The sequence below is a fragment of the Agrobacterium salinitolerans genome (genome assembly GCF_002008225.1).
GTDB classification, from domain to species: Bacteria; Pseudomonadota; Alphaproteobacteria; order Rhizobiales; family Rhizobiaceae; genus Agrobacterium; species Agrobacterium salinitolerans.
The window spans coordinates 1-20,933 of sequence record NZ_MRDH01000039.1; the positions used below are offsets into that span (position 1 = coordinate 1).

General features: G+C 59.5%; 10 protein-coding genes. 7 read left to right on the top strand and 3 right to left on the bottom strand.

The window, feature by feature from the left end:
- Positions 1–178 precede the first annotated feature (178 nt).
- Positions 179–1,153, top strand: a complete 975-nt coding sequence (locus tag BS627_RS22790) for a threonine ammonia-lyase (protein WP_077985434.1) — start codon at positions 179–181, stop codon at positions 1,151–1,153.
- A gap of 8 nt (positions 1,154–1,161) precedes the next feature.
- Here the strand turns inward: BS627_RS22790 and BS627_RS22795 are convergent, their stop codons facing one another.
- Positions 1,162–2,265, bottom strand: a complete 1,104-nt coding sequence (locus BS627_RS22795) for an NAD(P)/FAD-dependent oxidoreductase (protein WP_077985577.1) — start codon at positions 2,263–2,265, stop codon at positions 1,162–1,164.
- Between the two features lie 229 nt (positions 2,266–2,494).
- On the opposite strand from BS627_RS22795, the gene BS627_RS22800 reads away from it, so the two are divergent.
- Positions 2,495–2,638 (top strand): hypothetical protein, encoded by a 144-nt coding sequence (locus tag BS627_RS22800; RefSeq protein ID WP_077985435.1) that lies wholly within the window; start codon positions 2,495–2,497, stop codon positions 2,636–2,638.
- 76 nt (positions 2,639–2,714) lie between these two features.
- On the opposite strand, the gene BS627_RS22805 is transcribed toward BS627_RS22800, so the two are convergent.
- Positions 2,715–3,893: a M20 aminoacylase family protein gene (locus tag BS627_RS22805; protein ID WP_165691367.1), complete on the bottom strand. Its 1,179-nt coding sequence runs from the start codon at positions 3,891–3,893 to the stop codon at positions 2,715–2,717.
- Positions 3,894–4,469: 576 nt separating this feature from the next.
- Between BS627_RS22805 and BS627_RS22815 the strand changes: the two genes are divergently transcribed.
- Positions 4,470–12,965: a glycoside hydrolase family 94 protein gene (locus BS627_RS22815; RefSeq protein ID WP_077985437.1), complete on the top strand. Its 8,496-nt coding sequence runs from the start codon at positions 4,470–4,472 to the stop codon at positions 12,963–12,965.
- Between the two features lie 397 nt (positions 12,966–13,362).
- Positions 13,363–13,491 carry a hypothetical protein gene (locus tag BS627_RS24980; protein WP_269824805.1) on the top strand — a complete coding sequence of 43 codons (129 nt, stop codon included), beginning with the start codon at positions 13,363–13,365 and terminating at the stop codon, positions 13,489–13,491.
- A 98-nt stretch (positions 13,492–13,589) separates the two neighbouring features.
- Here BS627_RS24980 and BS627_RS22825 read toward each other — a convergent pair whose 3' ends face one another.
- Entirely contained in the window at positions 13,590–15,356 is a 1,767-nt protein-coding gene (locus tag BS627_RS22825; protein ID WP_077985439.1) for a glucan ABC transporter ATP-binding protein/ permease, read from the bottom strand.
- Between the two features lie 339 nt (positions 15,357–15,695).
- On the opposite strand from BS627_RS22825, the gene BS627_RS22830 reads away from it, so the two are divergent.
- The 3 genes from BS627_RS22830 to BS627_RS22840 all read left to right on the top strand — a co-directional run bounded on the left by BS627_RS22830 (position 15,696) and on the right by BS627_RS22840 (position 20,928).
- Positions 15,696–16,433, top strand: coding sequence for a helix-turn-helix transcriptional regulator (locus BS627_RS22830; RefSeq protein WP_077985440.1), 738 nt, complete (start codon positions 15,696–15,698; stop codon positions 16,431–16,433).
- 106 nt (positions 16,434–16,539) lie between these two features.
- Positions 16,540–20,001, top strand: coding sequence for a pyruvate carboxylase (gene pyc / locus BS627_RS22835; protein ID WP_077985441.1), 3,462 nt, complete (start codon positions 16,540–16,542; stop codon positions 19,999–20,001).
- 126 nt (positions 20,002–20,127) lie between these two features.
- A complete protein-coding gene (locus BS627_RS22840) occupies positions 20,128–20,928 on the top strand; it encodes a DeoR/GlpR family DNA-binding transcription regulator (RefSeq protein WP_077985442.1) in 801 nt (266 codons plus the stop codon).
- Positions 20,929–20,933: the final 5 nt, after the last annotated feature.

Genomic DNA, 20,933 nt, shown 5'->3' on the forward strand with positions numbered 1-20,933 from the left:
CTGTTCAGGAGCAGGTTTCTTCAACATGTCCCAATGAATCATAAACCCCCAGCTCACGCCAGGGGTTTGTCAGCAGTCTGATCCCCGGCCATGCCCGGGGATTTTTCTTTTCCAGGCGGTTTCGCAATTGAGTGCGACCTCTTAATGTACCCGCAAATCCGCATCACAGGGGCATGACATGACAGATATTTCGATGATAGAAGCCGCGCGTGGGCGCATCGGCAACCATGCGGTTCGCACACCGCTTCTTTCATCCTCTTTTCTGGACGAAATTGCCGGGCGAAAGCTGTTCGTGAAGGCTGAATGCCTGCAACGAACCGGTTCTTTCAAGTTTCGCGGCGGCTGGTCGGCCGTCTCCGGCCTTCCGGCGGAGGTGCGCGCCAAGGGCGTGATCGCCTTTTCCTCCGGCAACCATGCGCAGGGTGTGGCGCTTGCCGCGAAGCTGCACAATGTTCCTGCCGTTATCATCATGCCGTCGGATGCGCCGAAGATCAAAATCGAAAATACCCGCGCTTATGGCGCAGAGGTCGTGCTTTATGACCGGGCGAACGAAGATCGCGATGTCATTGGAGATCGCCTTTCGAACGAGCGTGGGCTGACGCTTATAAGGCCCTATGACGAACCGCTGGTCATTGCCGGGCAGGGAACAGTGGGACTGGAGATTGCTGAACAGGGCGCGGAACTGGGCATCGATGCGGCGGAGGTTCTGGTGCCTTGCGGTGGCGGTGGCCTCACATCCGGCGTCTCCATTGCGCTTTCGGCGAAAGCGCCGAACTACAAGGTCAGAACTTCAGAACCGGAACGGTTCGACGATGTGGCCCGCTCCCTTGCCTCGGGCAGGATCGAGCGTAACGCCACGACCTCGGGTTCGATCTGCGACGCGATTGTCACGCCGCAGCCCGGCAATATCACCTTCCCGATCATGGCGGGGCTTTGCGGAAAAGGCGTCGTCGTGACCGAAGATGAGGCGCTGCGTGCGACGGTTCTCGCTTTCAACCGGCTGAAGATTGTTGTTGAACCCGGCGGCGCGGTGGCCCTGGCGGCGGCGCTATTTCATGGCGATGAACTGGAAAGCGAAACGGTGATCGCAGTTGCTTCCGGCGGCAATATCGATCCGCAGATCATGGCCGGCGCGCTGTCCCGTTTCGGGTGAGGTTGAGATCAGGCCTCGAAGCGTGCTGCGACCTCCCCGGCAATTGCCAGCGAGGCGGTAAGTCCGGGGCTTTCTATGCCGAAAAGATTGACGAGGCCGGCAAGACCGTGTGTTTCCGCCCCATCGATGCGGAAGTCCATGGCCGGTTCGTCCGGACCGGAAATCTTTGGCCGGATACCGGAATAGGCCGGGATCAGCGCGTGATCGGGAAGACCTGGCCAATAGCGCCTTATAGCGTCTCCAAAACCCTCCATGCGGCGGGGATCGACGGCATAGTCGACTGTGTCCACCCACTCCACATCCGGCCCGAAACGGGTCTGGCCAGCGAGATCGAGCGTGAGATGCACGCCGAGACCATGGGTGTGCGGCGCGGGGTAGATCAGCCGTGAAAAGGGCGACTTGCCAGCCAGCGAAAAATAGCTGCCCTTGGCGAAACGCGCCTGCGGGATCACTTCGTCCGGCACTCCTTCGATCTTCCTCGCCACCATCGGTGCGACAAGGCCGGCAGAATTGACGAGCAGCCGGCATGTCAGGCTGGTGGGCTCTGCGCCTCCGACGTGAATCCGGAAACCATCGCGGATCACTTCTGCCTTTTCGAAGGGTGCGTTCAGGGCAAGGGCAGCGCCGTGATCCTGCGCGTCTCCAAGGAGCGCCAGCATATAACCATGGCTGTCGATGATACCGGTCGAGGGCGATATCAGGGCTGCGACGCAGGCGAGTGCGGGTTCGAGCAGGAGCGCCTGTCGCGCATCGACTAGCTCAAGGTCGTCGCAGCCGTTAGCTATGCCTTTTTCGCGCAGGGCGGCGAGCATGGCCACCTCTTCATCGCGCGTGGCGACGATGAGCTTGCCACAGCGGCGATGTGAAACGCCGTGGCTTTGGCAGAAGGCGTAAAGCCGCTCCTTGCCCTCCACGCAAAGTCGGGCCTTGAGGCTTCCGGTTGGATAATAGAGCCCGGCGTGAATGACTTCGCTGTTGCGGGAGGAGGTGGCCGAGCCGAATTCCTTCCCGCTTTCGAGGATAATGGCGGAAAGGCCACGTATCGCCAGTTCGCGCGCTGTCGCCAGCCCTATCACCCCGGCTCCGATGATGATGGCGTCGATATCCGTCATGGTGTTTTCCGTGCCCGCCAGTGGTTTTGAGAGGAGATGCCCTCCGCCGCGCTGATCTTGCGCCATGGGTAGATTGATGCTTGCCGGTGGGCAAGTCGCAATCGGTATTTTTCCCGATGCGCCAATCTTATGGAATTTTATCTCTACGGAAACAGTGGGGAATAAAGCTATTTTACAAGCGAGATAAGCAATGCCCGCTTTGAAGGGCCGAGCAGGCAAGGAGTATACAATGTCTTATTCCAAGGCAGGAAAAGTAAATGACTTTGTCTCGCCGCCCCAATCGCCGCGCAACTGGAAAGATTCGGTACATGCGGCTCTTGTCGGCGTCTGTGTGGCTTTTGTCGCCGCCGTCATCTTCGGTCTCGTTCCCTGATCCTCCCGATTTTCTCATCAGGTAATTTGAGAATAAAAGGCCGGTAGCTCCTCCGACCGGCCTTTTTCATGCCCATTCACGCCTTCAGGTAATCTTCCGCCAGATCGACCCAGAATGCGGTTCCGATCGGCAGGATATCGTCGTTGAAATCGAATTTCGGATGATGCAGCGGCGGGTCGTTATCGGTGCGGGCGGTGCCGAGGAAGAAATAACAGCCGGGCCGTTTCTCCAGCATATAGGCGAAGTCTTCCGCACCCATCGACGGCCGCTGCATCTGCGCCACCTTGTCAGCCCCGGCAAAACGCCGGGCGAGATCGGCGACATAGTCCGTTTCCGTCTTGTGGTTGATCGTTGCGTTATATCCGCGCTCATAGTCGATGGTGACGCTCATGCCGTAGCTGGCGGCCTGGCCTTCGGCTATCGCCCGGATGCGTTTTTCCAGCTCGTCGCGCACGCCCGGATCGAAGGAGCGGATGGTCAGCAGCATTTCCGCCGTTTCGGGAATGACATTGCTGGCAGCACCGGCATGGAATGCGCCAACCGTGACGACCGCCGATAATTGTGGATGGATGTTGCGTGACACCACGGTTTGCAGCGCCATGATGATGCTTGCGCCGGCAACGATGGGGTCGGCTGCATCCTGGGGTTCGGCGCCGTGGCCGCCGTAGCCGTTGACGGTAATCTTGCACTCGTCGACGGCGGCAAGGATCGGCCCGTCACGCAGCACGAATTGCCCGAAGGGCACACCGGGATCGTTATGCAGGGCAAAAACCGCATCGCAGGGAAAACGTTCGAACAGCCCGTCCTCGATCATGATGCGGGCGCCGCCGAAATTCTCTTCCGCGGGCTGGAAAATCAGATGCAGGGTTCCGTTGAAATTTTTACGCTCCGCGATGATCTTCGCCGCGCCGAGCAGCATGGCGGTGTGGCCGTCATGGCCGCAGGCGTGCATTACGCCCTGATTGGCGCTCGCATAATCCACCCCGGTTTCCTCGTGGATCGGCAGGGCGTCGATATCGGCGCGGATGCCGAGCGTGCGGGTGCTGTCGCCATTGCGCAGGGTAGCAACGACACCCGTTCCGGCCAGCCCCCGCGTAACCTCATAGCCCAGCGCGGCCAACTGTTCGGCAATAAAATCCGACGTCTTGAACTCCGAAAGGCCGATTTCGGGATTGCGGTGCAGGTGGCGGCGAATGGCCACCACATCCGCCATATGGTTGGCAAAGGATGCGAGATTTGCGGTCTGTCTGGTCATTTTTTAAAGTCCCGGGTTCGGCCGTTTTTCCGGCGCCTTTTGCAAATGACATAGCAGCATATGCAGCCATGCGTAAGGGGCGTGGCCTGCCCTGAAACGCGCTGAAATTCAGCGCTTGCATCGTGCCGCGACAGGTGGCATGGAACTATTGACGTCCTGGGGCATTAGCTTCTTTCGGATGTGGCGCGGACCTTCTCGGTTCGTGTTGCCTTTCAGGTTGTCAACGGGGGATTATCGGACGTTGCGCGAACAATTTTCGCCATCGGGGAGGGTGCGAAATCCGGTCGGAACGGCAATGCCGGGCCGAACGACGCCGCTTTCTTCTCTTCATCGAAAGCGCCCCTTCCGCGTCGATCTCCAGCTTCGCACACATCCCGGAATAATGACGCTGCAGCATGATGTGCCTGCGGATGTTATGCGCTTGACGATCCGTTCCGCACAGCGTCTGGTCCGGTTCACCGAAGGTTCAGGATAAGTCATAAATATAGCGTGGCCCGATTTTCGTTTGTGTTCCCGCCACGGACGAATTGCAGGTCAAGTTGAACCAGTTTCCATAAAGTTCAGAATACGAGCCCGATGTCATTTCATATTACCCCGACCGCCGCCGCCCGTGATTCAGAGACGAAGCAGATCGATCACAACGATTCGATCCGCGCGTCCTATATGACGGTCGAGGAACTGCATGATGCGGGCGCCGCGCTTTCGCGCGATGGCGCCGACAGCCTTCCCGGCTTCATGGAGTTCGATTTCTTCGAGCGTCACCGCGAGAACGAGAAGGAAATCCTCAGGGTCTATCGTACGACTGCCGTCGATGCGGAAAATGGCGCGACGATAACGCCGGCGGCGGAATGGCTGCTCGACAACCATTACGTCATCGAAGAGGCGATCCAGGAAGTCCGTCGCGATTTTCCGCGCAAGTTCTATCGCCAGCTGCCGACGATGACGGTTGGCGGGGTGACTGTCCCGCGGGTTGTGGCGCTCGGCTGGCTTTATGTCGCCCATACCCACAGCACGGTTTCGCGCGAGAACATGACGGCGCTGGTGGATGGCTACCAGACGTCAAAGACGCTGCAGATCGGCGAATTGTGGGCTCTGCCGTCGATCATCCGTTTTGTGCTCATCGAAAATCTTCGCCGCATCTCCATCCGCGTGGAACGTTCGCGTCGCATGCGCCAGAAGGCGAATGAAGTCGTCGATGAAATCATTCGCCTCAACGATGCGGAAGCCTCGGCAGCGCTTCTCAAGCAGGTCGATTCGCTGGTCGACGACCCGACTTTCGCGACGCAGTTCCTTTATCGTCTGAGGAACGGCTCGCAAACCTCAGGTTTTGCCGTTGCCTGGCTTGAAGAGCGTCTTCATGCTGCCGGTACCGACGCCGAAAACATCATGATGTCGGAACATAATCGCTTAGCATCCGGCAATGTGACGATGGGCAACATCGTTAAGAGCCTGCGTGAAATCGACGACACCGAATGGTCGGTGTGGTTCGAGGAAGTCAGCCACATCGACAAGGTCCTGCGCGAAGAGACCGACTACGAGGTTCTGGATTTCGGTTCACGCAACACCTACCGCAATACAATCGAGCTTTTGGCGCGCCGCTCACCCAAGACCGAAGTCGAGGTTGCGCGCGCCGCTGTCGAAATGGCGCGTTCGGAGACGCCGGCCGGTGCGGATGAAACCCATCGCGTCAATGTCGGTTCCGTGCTTGTGGGCCAGCGCCGCTTCGAACTCGAAAAGGCTTTGGGGTACCGGCCCCTGGTGTCGCAGCATATTGTCCGGGCCATGCGCAAGTTCAACTGGCTCGCGATTGCGGCGCCGGTGCTGCTGATCACCGCGCTCGCCATGCTCGCCGTCGGCTGGTTCCTGGCGCAAGCCGGTATGCCCTGGTATGTTGTGACCGCCTTCCTGCTGATGTTCGCATTGCCGGCATCCGAAGGCGCAACCGGCCTCTTCAACACGCTCGTCACCTTCTTCGTGAAACCGTTCCGGCTTGTCGGATACGAGTTCAAGAATGGCATCCCGCAGGATGCCCGCACATTGGTTGCCGTGCCCTGCATGCTGACCAGCCGTGATAGCGTCGACGAGATGATGCGCAATATCGAGGTGCATTATCTCGCCAATCCGCATGGCGAGATCTACTTCTCGCTGGTGGGCGACTGGCGTGATGCGCAATATGAACAGTCCGACGACGATCTCGAAATTCTCGATTATGCCAAGCGCGAGCTTGCGGCGCTGAACAGCCGTTATGCCTTTGACGGCAAGACGCGCTTCTACCTGCTGCACCGCCGCCGCCTCTACAATCCGGCCGAAGGCTGCTGGATGGGCTGGGAGCGAAAGCGCGGCAAGCTGCATGAGCTGAACATGCTGCTGCGCGGCGACAAGGATACGACTTTCCTTGGCGGTGCGAACATCGTGCCGACCGATGTCAAATATGTCATGACGCTGGATGCCGACACGCGCCTGATGCGCGATGCGGTGACCAAGCTCGTCGGCAAGATGCACCATCCGATCAACCGCCCGAGGATCGATCCGGAATCCGGACGAGTTGTCGAAGGCTACGGTCTGCTGCAGCCGCGTGTGACGCCCTCGCTGACGACGGGCAAGGACGCCTCCGTCTTCCAGCGCGTCTTCTCGATCAATCGCGGTATCGACCCTTATGTCTTCACCGTTTCCGACGTCTATCAAGACCTGACTTCCGAAGGCACTTTCACCGGCAAGGGTCTTTACGATGTGGATGCCTTCGAGGCGGCGCTGAAGGGCCGTATCGAGGAAAACTCCATCCTCAGCCACGACCTACTCGAAGGCTCGTTTGCGCGCTGCGCGCTCGTCACCGATGTGGAGCTGGTGGAAGACTTCCCGACCCGATATGAGGTGGAAGTGTCGCGCCAGCATCGCTGGGCGCGCGGCGACTGGCAGCTTCTGCCCTTTATCCTCGATCGTGCCCGCGGCGTTACCGCCATCGGCCGCTGGAAGATGGTCGACAATCTGCGTCGCTCGCTGACGCCGATCGCCTGGTTCTTCGCCTCGATCCTCGGCTGGTATTTCATGGATCCGCTCGGTGCGCTGATCTGGCAGATTTTGCTGATCTTCTCGCTGTTCGTCGCGCCCACGCTTTCCTTGCTGTCCGGACTCGTGCCGCGCTCCACCGATATCGTGCCACAGGCGCATTTCCACACCATCTGGTCCGAAATCCGCGCCACCAACGCACAGGTTGCGCTGCGCATCGTCTTCATCGCCGATGCCGCCTGCATGATGACGGATGCGATTGCACGTTCGCTGTACCGCCTGCTCGTCAGCCACAAGCTGATGCTGGAATGGCGCACCGCCGCCAGCATGCAGTCGAGCGCACAGGGCGGCATCGTCGATTATTACCGCCAGATGTGGCATGCGCCTGTCGTGGCCATGCTGGGGCTGTTGTTTGCGTCGCTGCCGGGCGACAACGCCTTCCTGATCGGTATCCCTTTTACGCTTCTTTGGGTTCTGTCCCCGGCCGTCGCCTGGTATGTCAGCCAGTCTGCTGAAACCGAAGACCGATTGTTCGTTTCGGAGCATGTCTCCTTCGAACTTCGCAAGATCGCGCGTCGCACCTGGCGTTATTACGAGACCTTCGTGACAGCGCAGGAAAATCACCTACCGCCGGACAACTTCCAGGAAACGCCGGAGCCGATTGTCGCTTCGCGTACCTCTCCCACCAATATCGGCGTCTATCTGCTTTCCATCATTTCGGCGCGCCAGTTCGGCTGGATCAGCTTTGCCGATACGCTGGAGCGGATCGAGAACACGATCCAGACCGTCGAGAAGATGGAGAAGTATCGCGGTCATCTCTACAACTGGTATCATACCGACACCTTGCAGACGCTTGGGCCGCGTTATGTTTCGGCAGTGGATAGCGGCAACCTCGCCGGCCATCTGATTGCGGTTTCGTCCGCCTGCCGCGATTGGGCGGAGGCGCCGTCCGCGCATCTTCAGGGTAATCTGGACGGTATTGGTGATCTTGCCGGCATTCTGCGCGAAACGCTGAAGGCATTGCCGGACGATCGCAAGAACCTGCGACCGCTGCATCGCCGGCTTGAAGAGCGCATCATCGGCTTCTCGAACGCCCTTGCGTCCGTCAAGCGCGAGCATGAATTCGCCTCGATCCGTGTCATCAATCTCGCGGTTCTTGCGCGCGATATCCAGAAACTCGCCACCAACGTCGATCACGAGGTGAAATCCGCGCAGAGCGCGGAAGTGACGCGCTGGGCGCAATTGCTCGTCGATTGCTGCGAGGCGCATATTTCAGACAGCGCCATCGACCTCACCAACATGGAGCCGCTGCGACAACGTCTCGCATCGCTGCGCGACCGCAGCCGCAACCTCGCCTTCTCGATGGATTTCACGTTCCTTTACCGCAAGGATCGCCGTCTTCTGTCGATCGGTTACCGCGTCGAAAGCAAGGAGCTCGACGAGGCCTGCTACGACCTCCTGGCTTCCGAATGCCGCCTGACCAGCCTGTTTGCCATCGCCAAGGGCGATCTGCCGACCGAACACTGGTATCGTCTTGGCCGTCAGGTCGTGCCAATCGGTGCGCAGGGGGCGTTGGTGTCGTGGTCGGGTTCGATGTTCGAATATCTGATGCCGCCGCTCGTCATGCAGGAGCGTCAGGGCGGCATCCTCAACCAGACCAATAATCTGATCGTCAAGGAACAGATGAACCACGGCCGCCGTCTCGGCACGCCATGGGGCATTTCCGAAGCGGCGTTCAACGCCCGCGATCACAACATGAACTATCAGTACACCAACTTCGGTGTACCGACCCTTGGCCTCAAGCGTGGTCTCGGCCAGAATGCGGTGATCGCGCCTTATGCGTCGATCCTCGCCAGCCAGTACGATCCCGACGGTGCACTCGAAAACCTCGACAAGCTGCGCAAGCTGGGCGCGCTTGGACAATATGGTTTCCATGATGCGGTGGATTTCACGCCGACGCGCGTACCGGACGGCAAGGTCTGTGCGGTGGTCTATAACTATTATGCTCACCACCACGGCATGTCGATTGCGGCCGTCGCCAACGTCGCTTTCGACGGCGTGCTGCGCGAACTCTTCCATTCCGATCCGGTGATCGAGGCGGCCGAACTGCTGTTGCAGGAAAAGGCGCCACGCGAAGTGCCCGTCATGAGCGCCAAATACGAGCCGGAAACCCCCGGCAAGGAACAGGCCGACCTGTTGCGTGCGGAAGTGCGCTCCATTGCCGATCCTGCGGTGCGCGACCGCGAAGTGGTGTTCCTCTCGAACGGCCATTATTCGACCATGCTCACCTCGACGGGTGCGGGTTATTCGAAGTGGAACGGACAGGCGATTTCCCGCTGGAAAGCCGATCCGACAGACGATCGATGGGGCACCTTCATCTTCCTGCGCGATACCACCAATGGACAATGGTGGAGTGCGACGGCGGAGCCGCGTGTCATCGAGGGTGAAAAGACCAAGACGATCTTTACCGATGACAAGGCCGAGTTCCACAAGACAACAGGCGATCTGCAGAGTGTTGTCGAATGCATCGTCGCCACTGAGCATGATGCCGAAGGCCGCCGTATCACCCTGCTGAACGTCGGTTCCGAGGATCGCTACATCGAAGTGACCTCCTATATGGAGCCGGTCATCGCGTCTGAGGATGATGACAACGCCCATCCGCTCTTCTCGCGCATGTTTGTGCAGACGGAAATCGGCCGCCGCGGCGACGTCATCCGCGCTTGGCGCAACCGTCGCAGTCCGAACGAGCCTGGCACCGTCATCGCGCATCTGGCCGCCGACAATGCCGGCCCGTCGCGCCCGACGGAATTTGAAACGGATCGCGCCAAGTTCATCGGTCGCGGACGGTCGCTGCGCGAAGCTGCGGCTTTTGATGCCGGTGCAACGCTCTCCAGCACCGACGGTTTCACGCTCGATCCGATCCTCTCCCTTCGGCGCACCGTGCGCGTGCCGGCCGGCAAGAAGGTAAGCGTGATCTTCTGGACGATTGCCGCGCCAAGCCGCGAGGAAGTCGACAAGGCGATCGATCGCTATCGTCATCCGGACGCTTTCGCCCATGAACTCGTGCATGCCTGGACACGCACGCAGGTGCAGATGCGCCATGTGGGTGTCACCTCGCAGCAGGCGGCCGCCTTCCAACATCTCGGCCGTTATCTGACCTATCCCGACATGCATCTGCGTGCGGATTCGGAAACGCTGAAAACAGGCCTCGCCTCGCAGCGCTCTCTGTGGCCGCTTGCCATTTCGGGCGATTTCCCGATCTTCAGCCTGCGCATCAATGACGACATGGACATGGATATCGCCCGTGAGGCGCTGAGCGCCCACGAATATCTGCGTTCACGCGGCGTGATCTTCGATCTCGTCATCGTCAACGAACGCGCTGCGTCCTATGCCCAGGACATGCAGCATGCGCTCGATCATATCTCCGAGGCGCAGCGTCGTATCAATCCTGCCGATGGCGGACGCCCACATGTCTTCTCGGTACGCCGCGACCTGATGGACGAGGAAACATGGAATGCGCTTCTCGCCGCGTCGCGTGTCGTGCTGCATGTTCGCAACGGCAAGATCGTTGACCAGATCAACCGCGCGGTCTCGCTGTTTGCGGCCCATCGCGGCCCGGATGGCACGAGTGACGCGGCACAGGCCCGTCTGCCGGTACCGGCCTTCCCTGTTGCGGAACCGGTCGAGGACGCCGGCGATCTCGATTTCTGGAATGGTTTCGGCGGCTTTGCCAAAACCGGCCAGGAATATGTGGTGCGTCTGAATGGCGGGCAGTCCACGCCGCATCCATGGATCAACGTTATCTCGAACGAGAATTTCGGCTTCCATATTTCGGCCGAAGGCGCCGGTTTCAGCTGGAGCCGCAATTCGCGTGACTACCAGTTGACGCCCTGGACCAATGACCCTGTTATCAACCGGCCGGGCGAGGCCTTCTATGTCGCCGATGTGGAAACAGGAAAGCTCTATACGCCCTGTGCCGCCTTGTCGCGCGATCCTGAAGCCATGTTCGAAACTCGCCATGGTCTCGGTTATTCGATCCTGACCGGCGTGGCGGATACGCTCGAAGTCGAGCTGACGCAGACCGTCGACCGCGAAAAGCCGGTCAAGTTCTCGCAGGTCATTGTGCGCAACAAGGGTTCGAAAAGCCGCCGTCTCAAGGTCTATGCCTATGTAGAGTGGGTGCTCGGCAATAACGGCCAGAAATCCGCGCCGTTCATCCTGAGCAGGCATGATGCGGGCAGCAACGCGATCTTCGCGTCGAATCCCTACAGCATCGACTATAGCGCCCGCACTTCGTTCCTGACACTCGATAGCGAGGCAAGCGGCTTTACCACCAGCCGCCGGGAATTCATCGGTCGTTTCGGTTCGGCACAGGCGCCGCAGGGCATCGTGTCCGGTGCGGCGCTGAGTGGCACCACCGAGGTAGATGGCGATCCCTGCGCGGCACTGATGCAGGAAATCCACCTGAAGCCCGGCGAAGAAAGGCACATGACCTTCATTCTCGGCGATGCCGACAATGCGGAAGAGGCCGAAGCACTGGTGAAGGATGCCCGCCAGGCGGACTTCCAGACGGTATTGGATGAGAGCAAGGCATTCTGGACGGGCTTTACCGGCCAGTTGCAGGTCTCTACGCCCGATGCCGGCTTCAACCACATGGTCAATAACTGGCTGCCTTATCAGGCGCTCGCCTGCCGCATTCTGGCGCGCACCGCCTTTTACCAGTCGAGCGGCGCCTTCGGCTTCCGTGACCAGTTGCAGGATACGCTGGCCTTCCTGCTCTACCAGCCGGATCTCGCCCGCAAGCAAATCCTGCGCGCGGCAGGCCGCCAGTTCCCGGAAGGCGATGTACAGCACTGGTGGCTGCCGCTGACTGGTGCCGGTGTCCGCACGACCATCTCCGATGACGTGGTCTGGCTCGCTTATGCCATCAACCAGTATGTCTCAGCCACGGGCGATGTCGCCATCCTCGATGAGAGCATTCCCTTCCTTAAGGGCCCGGCATTGATGCCCGGCCAGCACGATGCTTTCTTCCAGCCGGAGACGAGCGACAGGTCCGTCACGCTTTACGAACATGCGGCGCTAGCGCTTGATCTCGCCATTCACCGTACCGGGGAGAACGGCCTGCCGCTGATCCTCGGCGGAGACTGGAACGACGGCATGAACCGTGTCGGCGTTGGCGGCAAGGGCACGAGCGTCTGGCTCGGCTGGTTCCTATCAGGCGCATTGCGAGACTTCGTCGAGATCGCCGAGAAGCGCGGCGATACTGACCGCGTCGCCAAATGGTCGTCGCATCGGGAAAGGCTGCGCAATGCGCTGGAAACAGCGGGTTGGGATGGCAGCTATTACCGGCGCGGCTATTTCGATGACGGCACACCGCTAGGCTCGTCCGAAAGCGAGGAATGCCGGATCGATTCGCTCGGCCAGAGCTGGAGCGTTCTCTCCGGCGAAGGCGAAGAGGCTCGGTCGCAGCAGGCGATGGATGCGGTCATGTCGCATCTGGTCGATGAAAAGACCGGCATCATCCGGCTGTTCACGCCGCCCTTCTCGCGTGCGCCGCATGATCCGGGCTACATCAAGGGATATCCGCCGGGTGTGCGCGAAAACGGCGGACAATATACCCATGCGGCGACTTGGGTGGTTCTTGCGCTTGCCAAGCAAGGTCGTGCGCAGGAGGCATGGAACTGCTTCCAGCTGCTCAACCCCGTCAATCATGCGCTCGATGCGGCGGCGTCGGAAACCTATCGGGTCGAACCCTATGTGGTGACTGCGGATGTCTACGGTGAAGGCGCCTACGCCGGCCGTGGCGGGTGGAGCTGGTACACGGGTTCTGCCGGCTGGCTCTATCGTGCGGCCGTCGAGGGTATTCTCGGCATCACCCGCACCAACGGAAAGCTGCATATTTCGCCGTCGCTGCCAGAGGACTGGAGCGGTTTCTCGGTGAAGATCACGCTCGACGGGAAGGCAAAGGACATCGTCGTCAGCCGCAAGGCAGATACGGCGGCAGTTTCCGTTTCCGTCGATGGCAAGGTCCTGTCGGCAGATGATCGGATGATTCCCTTCGACTAAGACGATCAGGTCTCCGTTCGCCTATAAACTCAGGCTCCCGTGGTAACGCGGGGGCCTGAATCTTTATGGGGCTACCCTGACCTCCGACTCAGCTTATGGGTCGGATCATGGCATGGCACCGGGCTTCCTTCGCAGCACTGGCTGGAAGGTGCTGCAGCGCCGAGACAGGCTCATATTGGCGAAGGCTTCGATGGCGCGGTGCCGGATCGTCCGGTACGGACTGTCTCGTCAATCCTTTCGAGAAAGCAGCAGTCACAAATAGTCGGTCGATCGGAGGGGAATTATCCAGGAATTCAGTGCATCTTTCACAGAACTTGCGCTGTTGGCGTTGCTCACCATTCTTTCGTTAACGTTGTCGTGTTGGCTGGCGCGCTGCCCACGGAAGACGAGCGTCGGAATGACGCTTGGCGTGGTGCTTGGAGTTTTCCTGATCAAACTCGCAGCTATCGTTGCCTTTCTGGGAACTGTCCTCCCATGCGCGCAGATTGATTTCTGGCTGGCAAGTTCCTTGACCGGAATTCTTTGATAGGCGACCTGTGATCTGGCGGGGTCGCCGGGAAGCGCACAAAGAAAAAGGGCGGACAACATGCTGTCCGCCCTGTCTTCATTCCGTCAGCCAGACCCTTAGGAAGCAATAGCCTTTGGCCGGGGTTGCTGGTTTTCGTCTTCCGTTAGCAGGCCGCTGGTGCGCAGTAGCGAGGTGAAGCGACCGCCGCGCTGGGTCAGTTCATCGAAGGTGCCCTTCTCGATGATCCGGCCCTGATCGAGGAAAAGAACGAGATCGGCATCGCGGACCGTGGAAAGGCGGTGCGCGATGATGAAGGTCGTGCGATTCTTTCGCAGCGCATCCACGGCGGCCTTCACACGGGCCTCGGTTTCCACGTCCAGCGCACTGGTTGCCTCGTCGAGAACCAGAATGGGGGCGTTTTTCAGGATGGCGCGTGCAATGGCGATGCGCTGGCGCTCGCCGCCGGACAGGCGGTTGCCGCGTTCACCCACCTGGGTCAGATAGCCGTTGATGCGGCTGTCGATGAAATCCGTCGCCGCTGCTGCCGCCGCTGCTTCCACCACTTCCGCATCGGTGGCCGATTCACGGCCGAGGCGGATGTTTTCGCGAATGGAGCGGTTCAGCAGGCCCGCATCCTGAAACACCGTGGCGATGGAGTTGCGGAGCGAATTTTTCGTCACCGTCGAAATATCGGTTCCATCGATGAGTATCTGGCCGGAATCGGGGTCGTAGACCCGCTGCAGGAGATTGATGAGCGTGGTCTTGCCGGCGCCCGTCGGCCCGACGATCGCGACTGTCTCGCCGGCCTTGGCCGTGAACGAAACGTCGTGAACGCCCTGCTTGGTGTTGGCGAAACCGAAATTGATGTTGCGGAACTCCACGGTGCCGGAGACATTCGACAATTCGCGCGCATCGCCCGGTTCTTCCCGTTCCTTGACGGAATCTTCCAGCACGAAGAAATCCACGAGCTTGGCGCGGGCTTCGAAAATCTGCGTCACGAATTGGCGCATCTGGTCCAGACGGCCGATCAGGAGATTCGCGAAACCGATGAAGGCAATGACATCGCCAACGCGCAACTCACCGTTCTTCACCAGCATGGTACCGATGACGAGGATGATCATCATCGAAACGGTGGAGGCCGTGCGGTTAAGTGCACTGGCGAAGGCCCACCAGTCCAGCACAGGATATTGCGCGCTCAGCAGCTTTTCGGTGAAAGATTTCAGCGCTTTCGTTTCGGCCTCGATGCGGTTGTAGCTGTGCAGCACCGACACGTTGCTGATGGAGTCGCTGACATGGGCAAAAACGCTGTGATAATGCTCTTCGACCGAAGCCTGACCGTCTTTGGTGCGGCTCATCACCCACTTGCCGATGTACCAATAAACGATACCGAGGCCGATCAGCACGAAGCTGAGGCGCAGGTCCATGGACATGGCTGTCGGCACAAGCAGCACCAGTGCGACGAAGGTGGCCAGATGCGTGCGCATGAATTCGAGCCACAGGCCAAACAGCGTTTCGCTGGCGCGCAAAAGCGTGTGCAGGGCGTTGGAGGTGCCGCGCTGATGGTGCCAGGAGAGCGGCATTGAGATGATGCGCCCGAAGGCTTCCGTCAGAAGCGACGCGCGCCGGCCATGGGCCAGCCTGTCGGCCTCGCGGGCAACAGCCACATAAGCGACAGTGTTGAAGACACCGAAACCCGCCCACAAAATGAGGATGGGCGCGACATTTGTGCCGGAAGAGATGGCGTCGATGATCCGGCCGAACAGCACCGGTTCGGCGATGGTGATCGCTGCAAGAATGACGTTGGCGATGACGACCACCGTCACCCGCCATTTATGAACGGTCAGATAGCGCAGCGCGCGTGTGTAAACCTGAAACAAGGTCAAATTTTCAATCCAGTCCGAGCGTCTTTTTCGAGCGGTTGTTTGTTCGGCCTCAAGGCAAGTTATTTTAGCAAGGTTGCATGAGACGGCGAAATTTGTGTAATTATCGCTCTTTCTGTCTGAATGGCGGCTTAACAGATCGACCGCGCGTGCGAACCGAAAAAAACCGAACCTGATGTTTCCGGAGGCCTGCCGTCACAAGATTTCGCATCTTCGTTTCAGGGATTGCTAACGACGATATGTTCAATCTCAACCGACCGGCGCCCGAGTAACATGACGTCATCGCGGGACCATGTCCTTCGTGTCATTCCCTTCAAGCCAAGCTCCGGACCCCGTGTCTTTATGCATGATATTCTTCACTTCATCTCTGCGTGTTACCAAGCGGGAAGCGCCGACCGCGTTCGTTCTGAATTTGTAACGCTCATTCGCGAATACGGTTTCGAATATTTTCTCGTCAGCAGGCGGATGACCGGTGAGCTCGCCTCCACCGGACACATCCTCGCGCAACACCTGCCCGAAGGCTGGCTGGAGGTCTACAGGGCAAAAAAATACAATCTTGTCGATCCCGTCCGCAAGGTGATCGGCATGGTGCACAAGCCATTTCAGTGGAAGGAAGCGCTGGAGGGGCTGCCGCGTGCGATGCATCGCAAAAGGGCGAGCGTGTTTTTCCACGATGCCGGCCGGTACGGTCTGCAGGGTGGTTACGCCTTTCCCGTGCACGGCCGTGCGGGCTTCATCGGTGCGGTGTTCATTGGCGGCCAGGATCGGCAATTGCCCTCTTTGCAGGTGGAGTTACTGGATGCGGCCACGCGTGCCGTGTTCTGGCGCCTTCTCGATCTTTCCGGGCAGGCCCATGGTTTCAGCAATGCCCCTGACGTTTCCGCTCTCGAGCTTACGAGGCGCGAAATGGAGGTGTTGACGCTGATGGCGGACGGCATGACTTCCACCGAAATTGGACGCCAACTATCGATCTCCAACCACACGGTCGACTGGTACATCAACGGGATCCAGCGCCGTTTCAGCGCCAAGAACCGACAGCACACCGTAGCGCTTGCTTTTCGCCATGGTTTGCTGAGCTAGCGCAAACAGGACAGTTCTCGCCGGAATTGCTCTTTCCAAGACAGGGTTTTGCTGCTTAATTCCGCAGTGCAGCAGAAATTTTGTTTTGGCGTGTGGGGAGACCGTCTTGAAAATATCGAAAATACTTGTTGCCAACCGATCCGAAATTGCGATCCGCGTTTTCCGGGCAGCGAACGAGCTTGGGATTAAAACCGTTGCGATTTGGGCGGAAGAGGACAAGCTGTCTTTGCACCGCTTCAAGGCGGACGAATCCTATCAGGTCGGCAGGGGGCCGCATCTCGCCAAGGATATGGGGCCGATCGAGAGCTATCTTTCGATCGAGGAGGTTATTCGCGTTGCCAAGCTTTCCGGAGCGGACGCGATCCATCCCGGTTACGGTCTTCTGTCTGAAAGCCCCGAATTCGTGGAGGCCTGCAACAAGGCCGGCATCACCTTCATCGGGCCGACGGCGGATACGATGCGCCAGCTCGGCAACAAGGTGGCTGCCCGTAATCTGGCGATCTCGGTCAACGTCCCCGTTGTTCCCGCTACCGATCCACTGCCCGACGATATGGCGGAAGTGGAGCGCATGGCTGCGGAAATCGGCTATCCGGTCATGCTGAAAGCCTCCTGGGGCGGCGGCGGACGCGGCATGCGCGCCATCCGCAGACGAGAGGATCTTGCCCGAGAGGTGACGGAAGCCAAGCGCGAGGCGAAGGCCGCCTTCGGCAAGGACGAAGTCTATCTCGAAAAGCTGGTCGAGCGTGCGCGTCACGTCGAAAGCCAGATTCTCGGCGATACGCATGGCAATGTCGTGCATCTGTTCGAGCGCGATTGTTCGATCCAGCGCCGCAATCAAAAGGTGGTCGAGCGTGCGCCCGCGCCCTATCTCACCGAAGCGCAGCGTCAGGAACTTGCTGCCTACTCCCTGAAGATCGCCGCCGCGACCAGCTATATCGGCGCCGGCACGGTCGAATATCTGATGGATGCCGATACCGGCAAATTCTACTTCATTGAGGTCAATCCACGCATCCAGGTGGAGCATACCGTCACTGAAGTCGTGACCGGTATCGATATCGTCAAGGCGCAGATCCATATTCTCGAAGGCGCTGCCATCGGCACGGCGGAATCCGGCGTGCCGCGCCAGGAGGATATCCGTCTCAACGGCCATGCGCTGCAGTGCCGTATCACCACTGAAGACCCGGAACATAACTTCATTCCGGATTACGGCCGTATCACCGCCTACCGTTCCGCCTCTGGCTTCGGCATCCGTCTGGATGGCGGCACTTCCTATACCGGCGCTGTCATCACCCGCTATTACGATCCGCTGCTCGTCAAGGTAACGGCCTGGGCGCCGCAACCGGATGAAGCGATCAACCGCATGGACCGCGCGCTGCGCGAATTCCGTATTCGCGGCGTGGCAACGAACCTCACCTTCCTCGAAGCCATCATCGGTCACGATAGTTTCCGCAACAATACCTATACGACCCGCTTCATCGATTCGACGCCGGAACTGTTTGCGCAGGTCAAGCGTCAGGACCGCGCCACCAAGCTCCTGACCTATCTTGCCGACGTGACCGTCAACGGCCACCCGGAAACCAAGGGTCGCGCCAGGCCGTCCGAAAAGGCGGCAAAGCCCGTCGTGCCTTATATCGATGCGCCGACGCCCGATGGCACCAAGCAGTTGCTGGACAAGCTTGGCCCGAAGGGCTTTTCGGACTGGATGCGCAATGAAAAACGCGTTCTGGTTACCGATACGACCATGCGTGACGGGCACCAGTCGCTTTTGGCCACCCGCGTTCGTACCCATGATATCGCCCGTGTCGCCAGCGTTTATGCCAAGGCACTGCCGCAGCTTCTCTCGCTGGAATGCTGGGGTGGTGCGACGTTCGACGTTTCCATGCGCTTCCTGACGGAAGACCCATGGGAGCGTCTTGCGCTGATCCGCGAAGGCGCGCCAAACCTGCTGCTGCAGATGCTTCTGCGCGGCGCGAACGGCGTTGGATACAAGAACTATCCCGACAACGTCGTGAAATACTTCGTCCGTCAGGCCGCAAAGGGTGGGGTCGATCTCTTCCGCGTCTTCGACTGCCTGAACTGGGTGGAGAATATGCGCGTCTCGATGGATGCAATTGCCGAGGAGAACAAGCTCTGCGAGGCGACCATCTGCTACACCGGCGACCTGTTGAATTCGGCGCGTCCGAAATATGATCTCAAATATTATACCAACCTCGCCGTTGAGCTGGAAAAGGCCGGCGCCCATATCATCGCCGTCAAGGATATGGCGGGCCTGCTGAAACCGGCTGCCGCCAAGGTTCTGTTCAAGGCGCTGCGCGAAGCGACCGGTCTGCCGATCCACTTCCACACCCACGATACGTCGGGCATTTCCGCCGCGACCGTTCTTGCGGCCGTGGATGCCGGCGTCGATGCCGTCGATGCCGCGATGGATGCCTTCTCCGGCAATACATCGCAGCCATGCCTTGGCTCGATCGTGGAAGCGCTCTCGGGATCGGAACGCGACACGGGTCTCGATACCGAATGGATCCGCCGCATTTCCTTCTATTGGGAGGCGGTGCGCAATCAATATGCGGCGTTCGAAAGCGACCTCAAAGGGCCTGCCTCGGAAGTCTATCTGCATGAAATGCCGGGTGGACAGTTCACCAACCTCAAGGAACAGGCCCGTTCGCTGGGTCTTGAGAGCCGCTGGCACGAGGTGGCGCAGGCCTATGCCGACGCCAACCGGATGTTCGGCGATATCGTCAAGGTGACGCCGTCTTCCAAGGTCGTCGGTGATATGGCGTTGATGATGGTCAGTCAGGATCTGACGGTGGCCGATGTTGAAAACCCTGATCGTGAAGTGTCTTTCCCGGAATCGGTGGTGTCGATGCTGAAGGGCGATCTTGGGCAGTCGCCGGGCGGCTGGCCGGCAGCCCTGCAGAAAAAGGCGCTGAAGGGCGAAGCGCCCTATACCGTCCGTCCGGGTTCGCTGCTGGAAGATGCCGATCTCGATGCCGAACGGAAGGTGATCGAGACCAAGCTGGAGCGCAAGGTCGATGACTTCGAGTTCGCATCCTATTTGATGTATCCGAAGGTATTCACCGATTTCGCGCTGACTGCTGAGACATATGGTCCGGTCTCCGTGCTGCCGACCCATGCCTATTTCTACGGCATGGAAGATGGCGAAGAGCTGTTTGCCGATCTCGAGCGCGGCAAGACGCTTGTCGTCGTCAATCAGGCTTCGTCCGGCGTTGATGACAAGGGCATGGTGACGGTGTTCTTCGAGATCAATGGTCAGCCGCGCCGCATCAAGGTGCCGGATCGCGCCCATGGCGCTTCCGGCTCTGCGGTGCGCCGCAAGGCGGAACCCGGCAATGCGTCCCATATCGGCGCGCCGATGCCTGGTGTCATCAGCCGCGTCTTCATTAACCAGGGTCAGGAGGTCAAGGCTGGCGACGTGCTGCTCTCCATCGAGGCCATGAAGATGGAAACGGCGCTGCATGCCGAACGCGACGGCAAGATCACTGAAGTTCTGGTAAAGCCCGGTGACCAGATCGATGCCAAGGACTTGTTGATCTCCTACGCCGAATAAGGCGTAGCTCATCGGCAATAGAGTTACGGACGCCCGCCTTCCCGGCGGGCGTTTTTTATTGCGCTTCGGCAGAAACTTGTTTATGCATGTTCGTGCACGTTTATTCTTGTTTATGCATGAGTCCTAATGAGTGATCATTTCGTCAGTGAGCGGCAGGCGCTCATCCTAGCGCAGCTACGGCAAAGCGGCCGCGTGCTCGCGCAGGATCTGGCCCAGAATTTCGGCGTTTCCGAAGACACGGTGCGCCGCGACCTGCGCGAGATGGCGGCGCGGGGGGAATGCCTGCGCGTTTATGGCGGGGCCCTGCTTTCCGACAGCACGACTGTGCCGCTCAAAACGCGGATTACCGAGGATGCTGACCGCAAGGCCATGCTGGCGCGCGCCGTCGTTCCGCTCATTGAACCGGGCATGGTGGTTTTCATCGATGCCGGGTCGACCAATCTTGCCATTGCACGAGCGATACCGGCCGGGCTCAATCTGACCGTAGTGACGAATACGCCCGCCATAGCCGCCGAGCTGACGGGGCGGGCCGATATCGATCTGGTGCTGATTGGCGGCAAGGTCGATCCTGCCGTTGGTGCGGCGATCGATGCCATGGCGCTTCGGCAGCTTGAACTGATGCGGCCAGATCTATGTGTCCTCGGTGTTTGCGGCGTTGCGGCCGAGACGGGCCTTTCGGCGGATGTTTTCGAGGATGCGGTGTTCAAGCGGCTTGCCTGTAGTGCCAGCCAGCGGGTGATCGCCGCCATCACCACGGAAAAGCTCGGCCATAAGGCTGCTTTCCACGTTCATGATTTTTCCCCACCGCTTTGCCTCGTGCTGGAACGGGATGCCGACCGTGCATTGGTCGAGTCGCTTTCGGCACAAGGCGTAGACGTTTATTGCGGCGAAGATGACGCTGCCCCGTTTTCTCATGGTCAAGTCTGAAGGAT

Bases quoted from the DNA above. Each gene is read 5' to 3' on its own strand.
- BS627_RS22805 (WP_165691367.1), bottom strand. From the start codon at position 3,893: ATGACCAGACAGACCGCAAATCTCGCATCCTTTGCCAACCATATGGCG.
- BS627_RS22790 (WP_077985434.1), top strand. From the start codon at position 179: ATGACAGATATTTCGATGATAGAAGCCGCGCGTGGGCGCATCGGCAAC.
- BS627_RS22840 (WP_077985442.1), top strand. From the start codon at position 20,128: ATGAGTGATCATTTCGTCAGTGAGCGGCAGGCGCTCATCCTAGCGCAG.
- BS627_RS24980 (WP_269824805.1), top strand. From the start codon at position 13,363: ATGACGCTTGGCGTGGTGCTTGGAGTTTTCCTGATCAAACTCGCAGCT.
- BS627_RS22815 (WP_077985437.1), top strand. From the start codon at position 4,470: ATGTCATTTCATATTACCCCGACCGCCGCCGCCCGTGATTCAGAGACG.
- BS627_RS22800 (WP_077985435.1), top strand. From the start codon at position 2,495: ATGTCTTATTCCAAGGCAGGAAAAGTAAATGACTTTGTCTCGCCGCCC.
- BS627_RS22795 (WP_077985577.1), bottom strand. From the start codon at position 2,265: ATGACGGATATCGACGCCATCATCATCGGAGCCGGGGTGATAGGGCTG.
- BS627_RS22830 (WP_077985440.1), top strand. From the start codon at position 15,696: ATGCATGATATTCTTCACTTCATCTCTGCGTGTTACCAAGCGGGAAGC.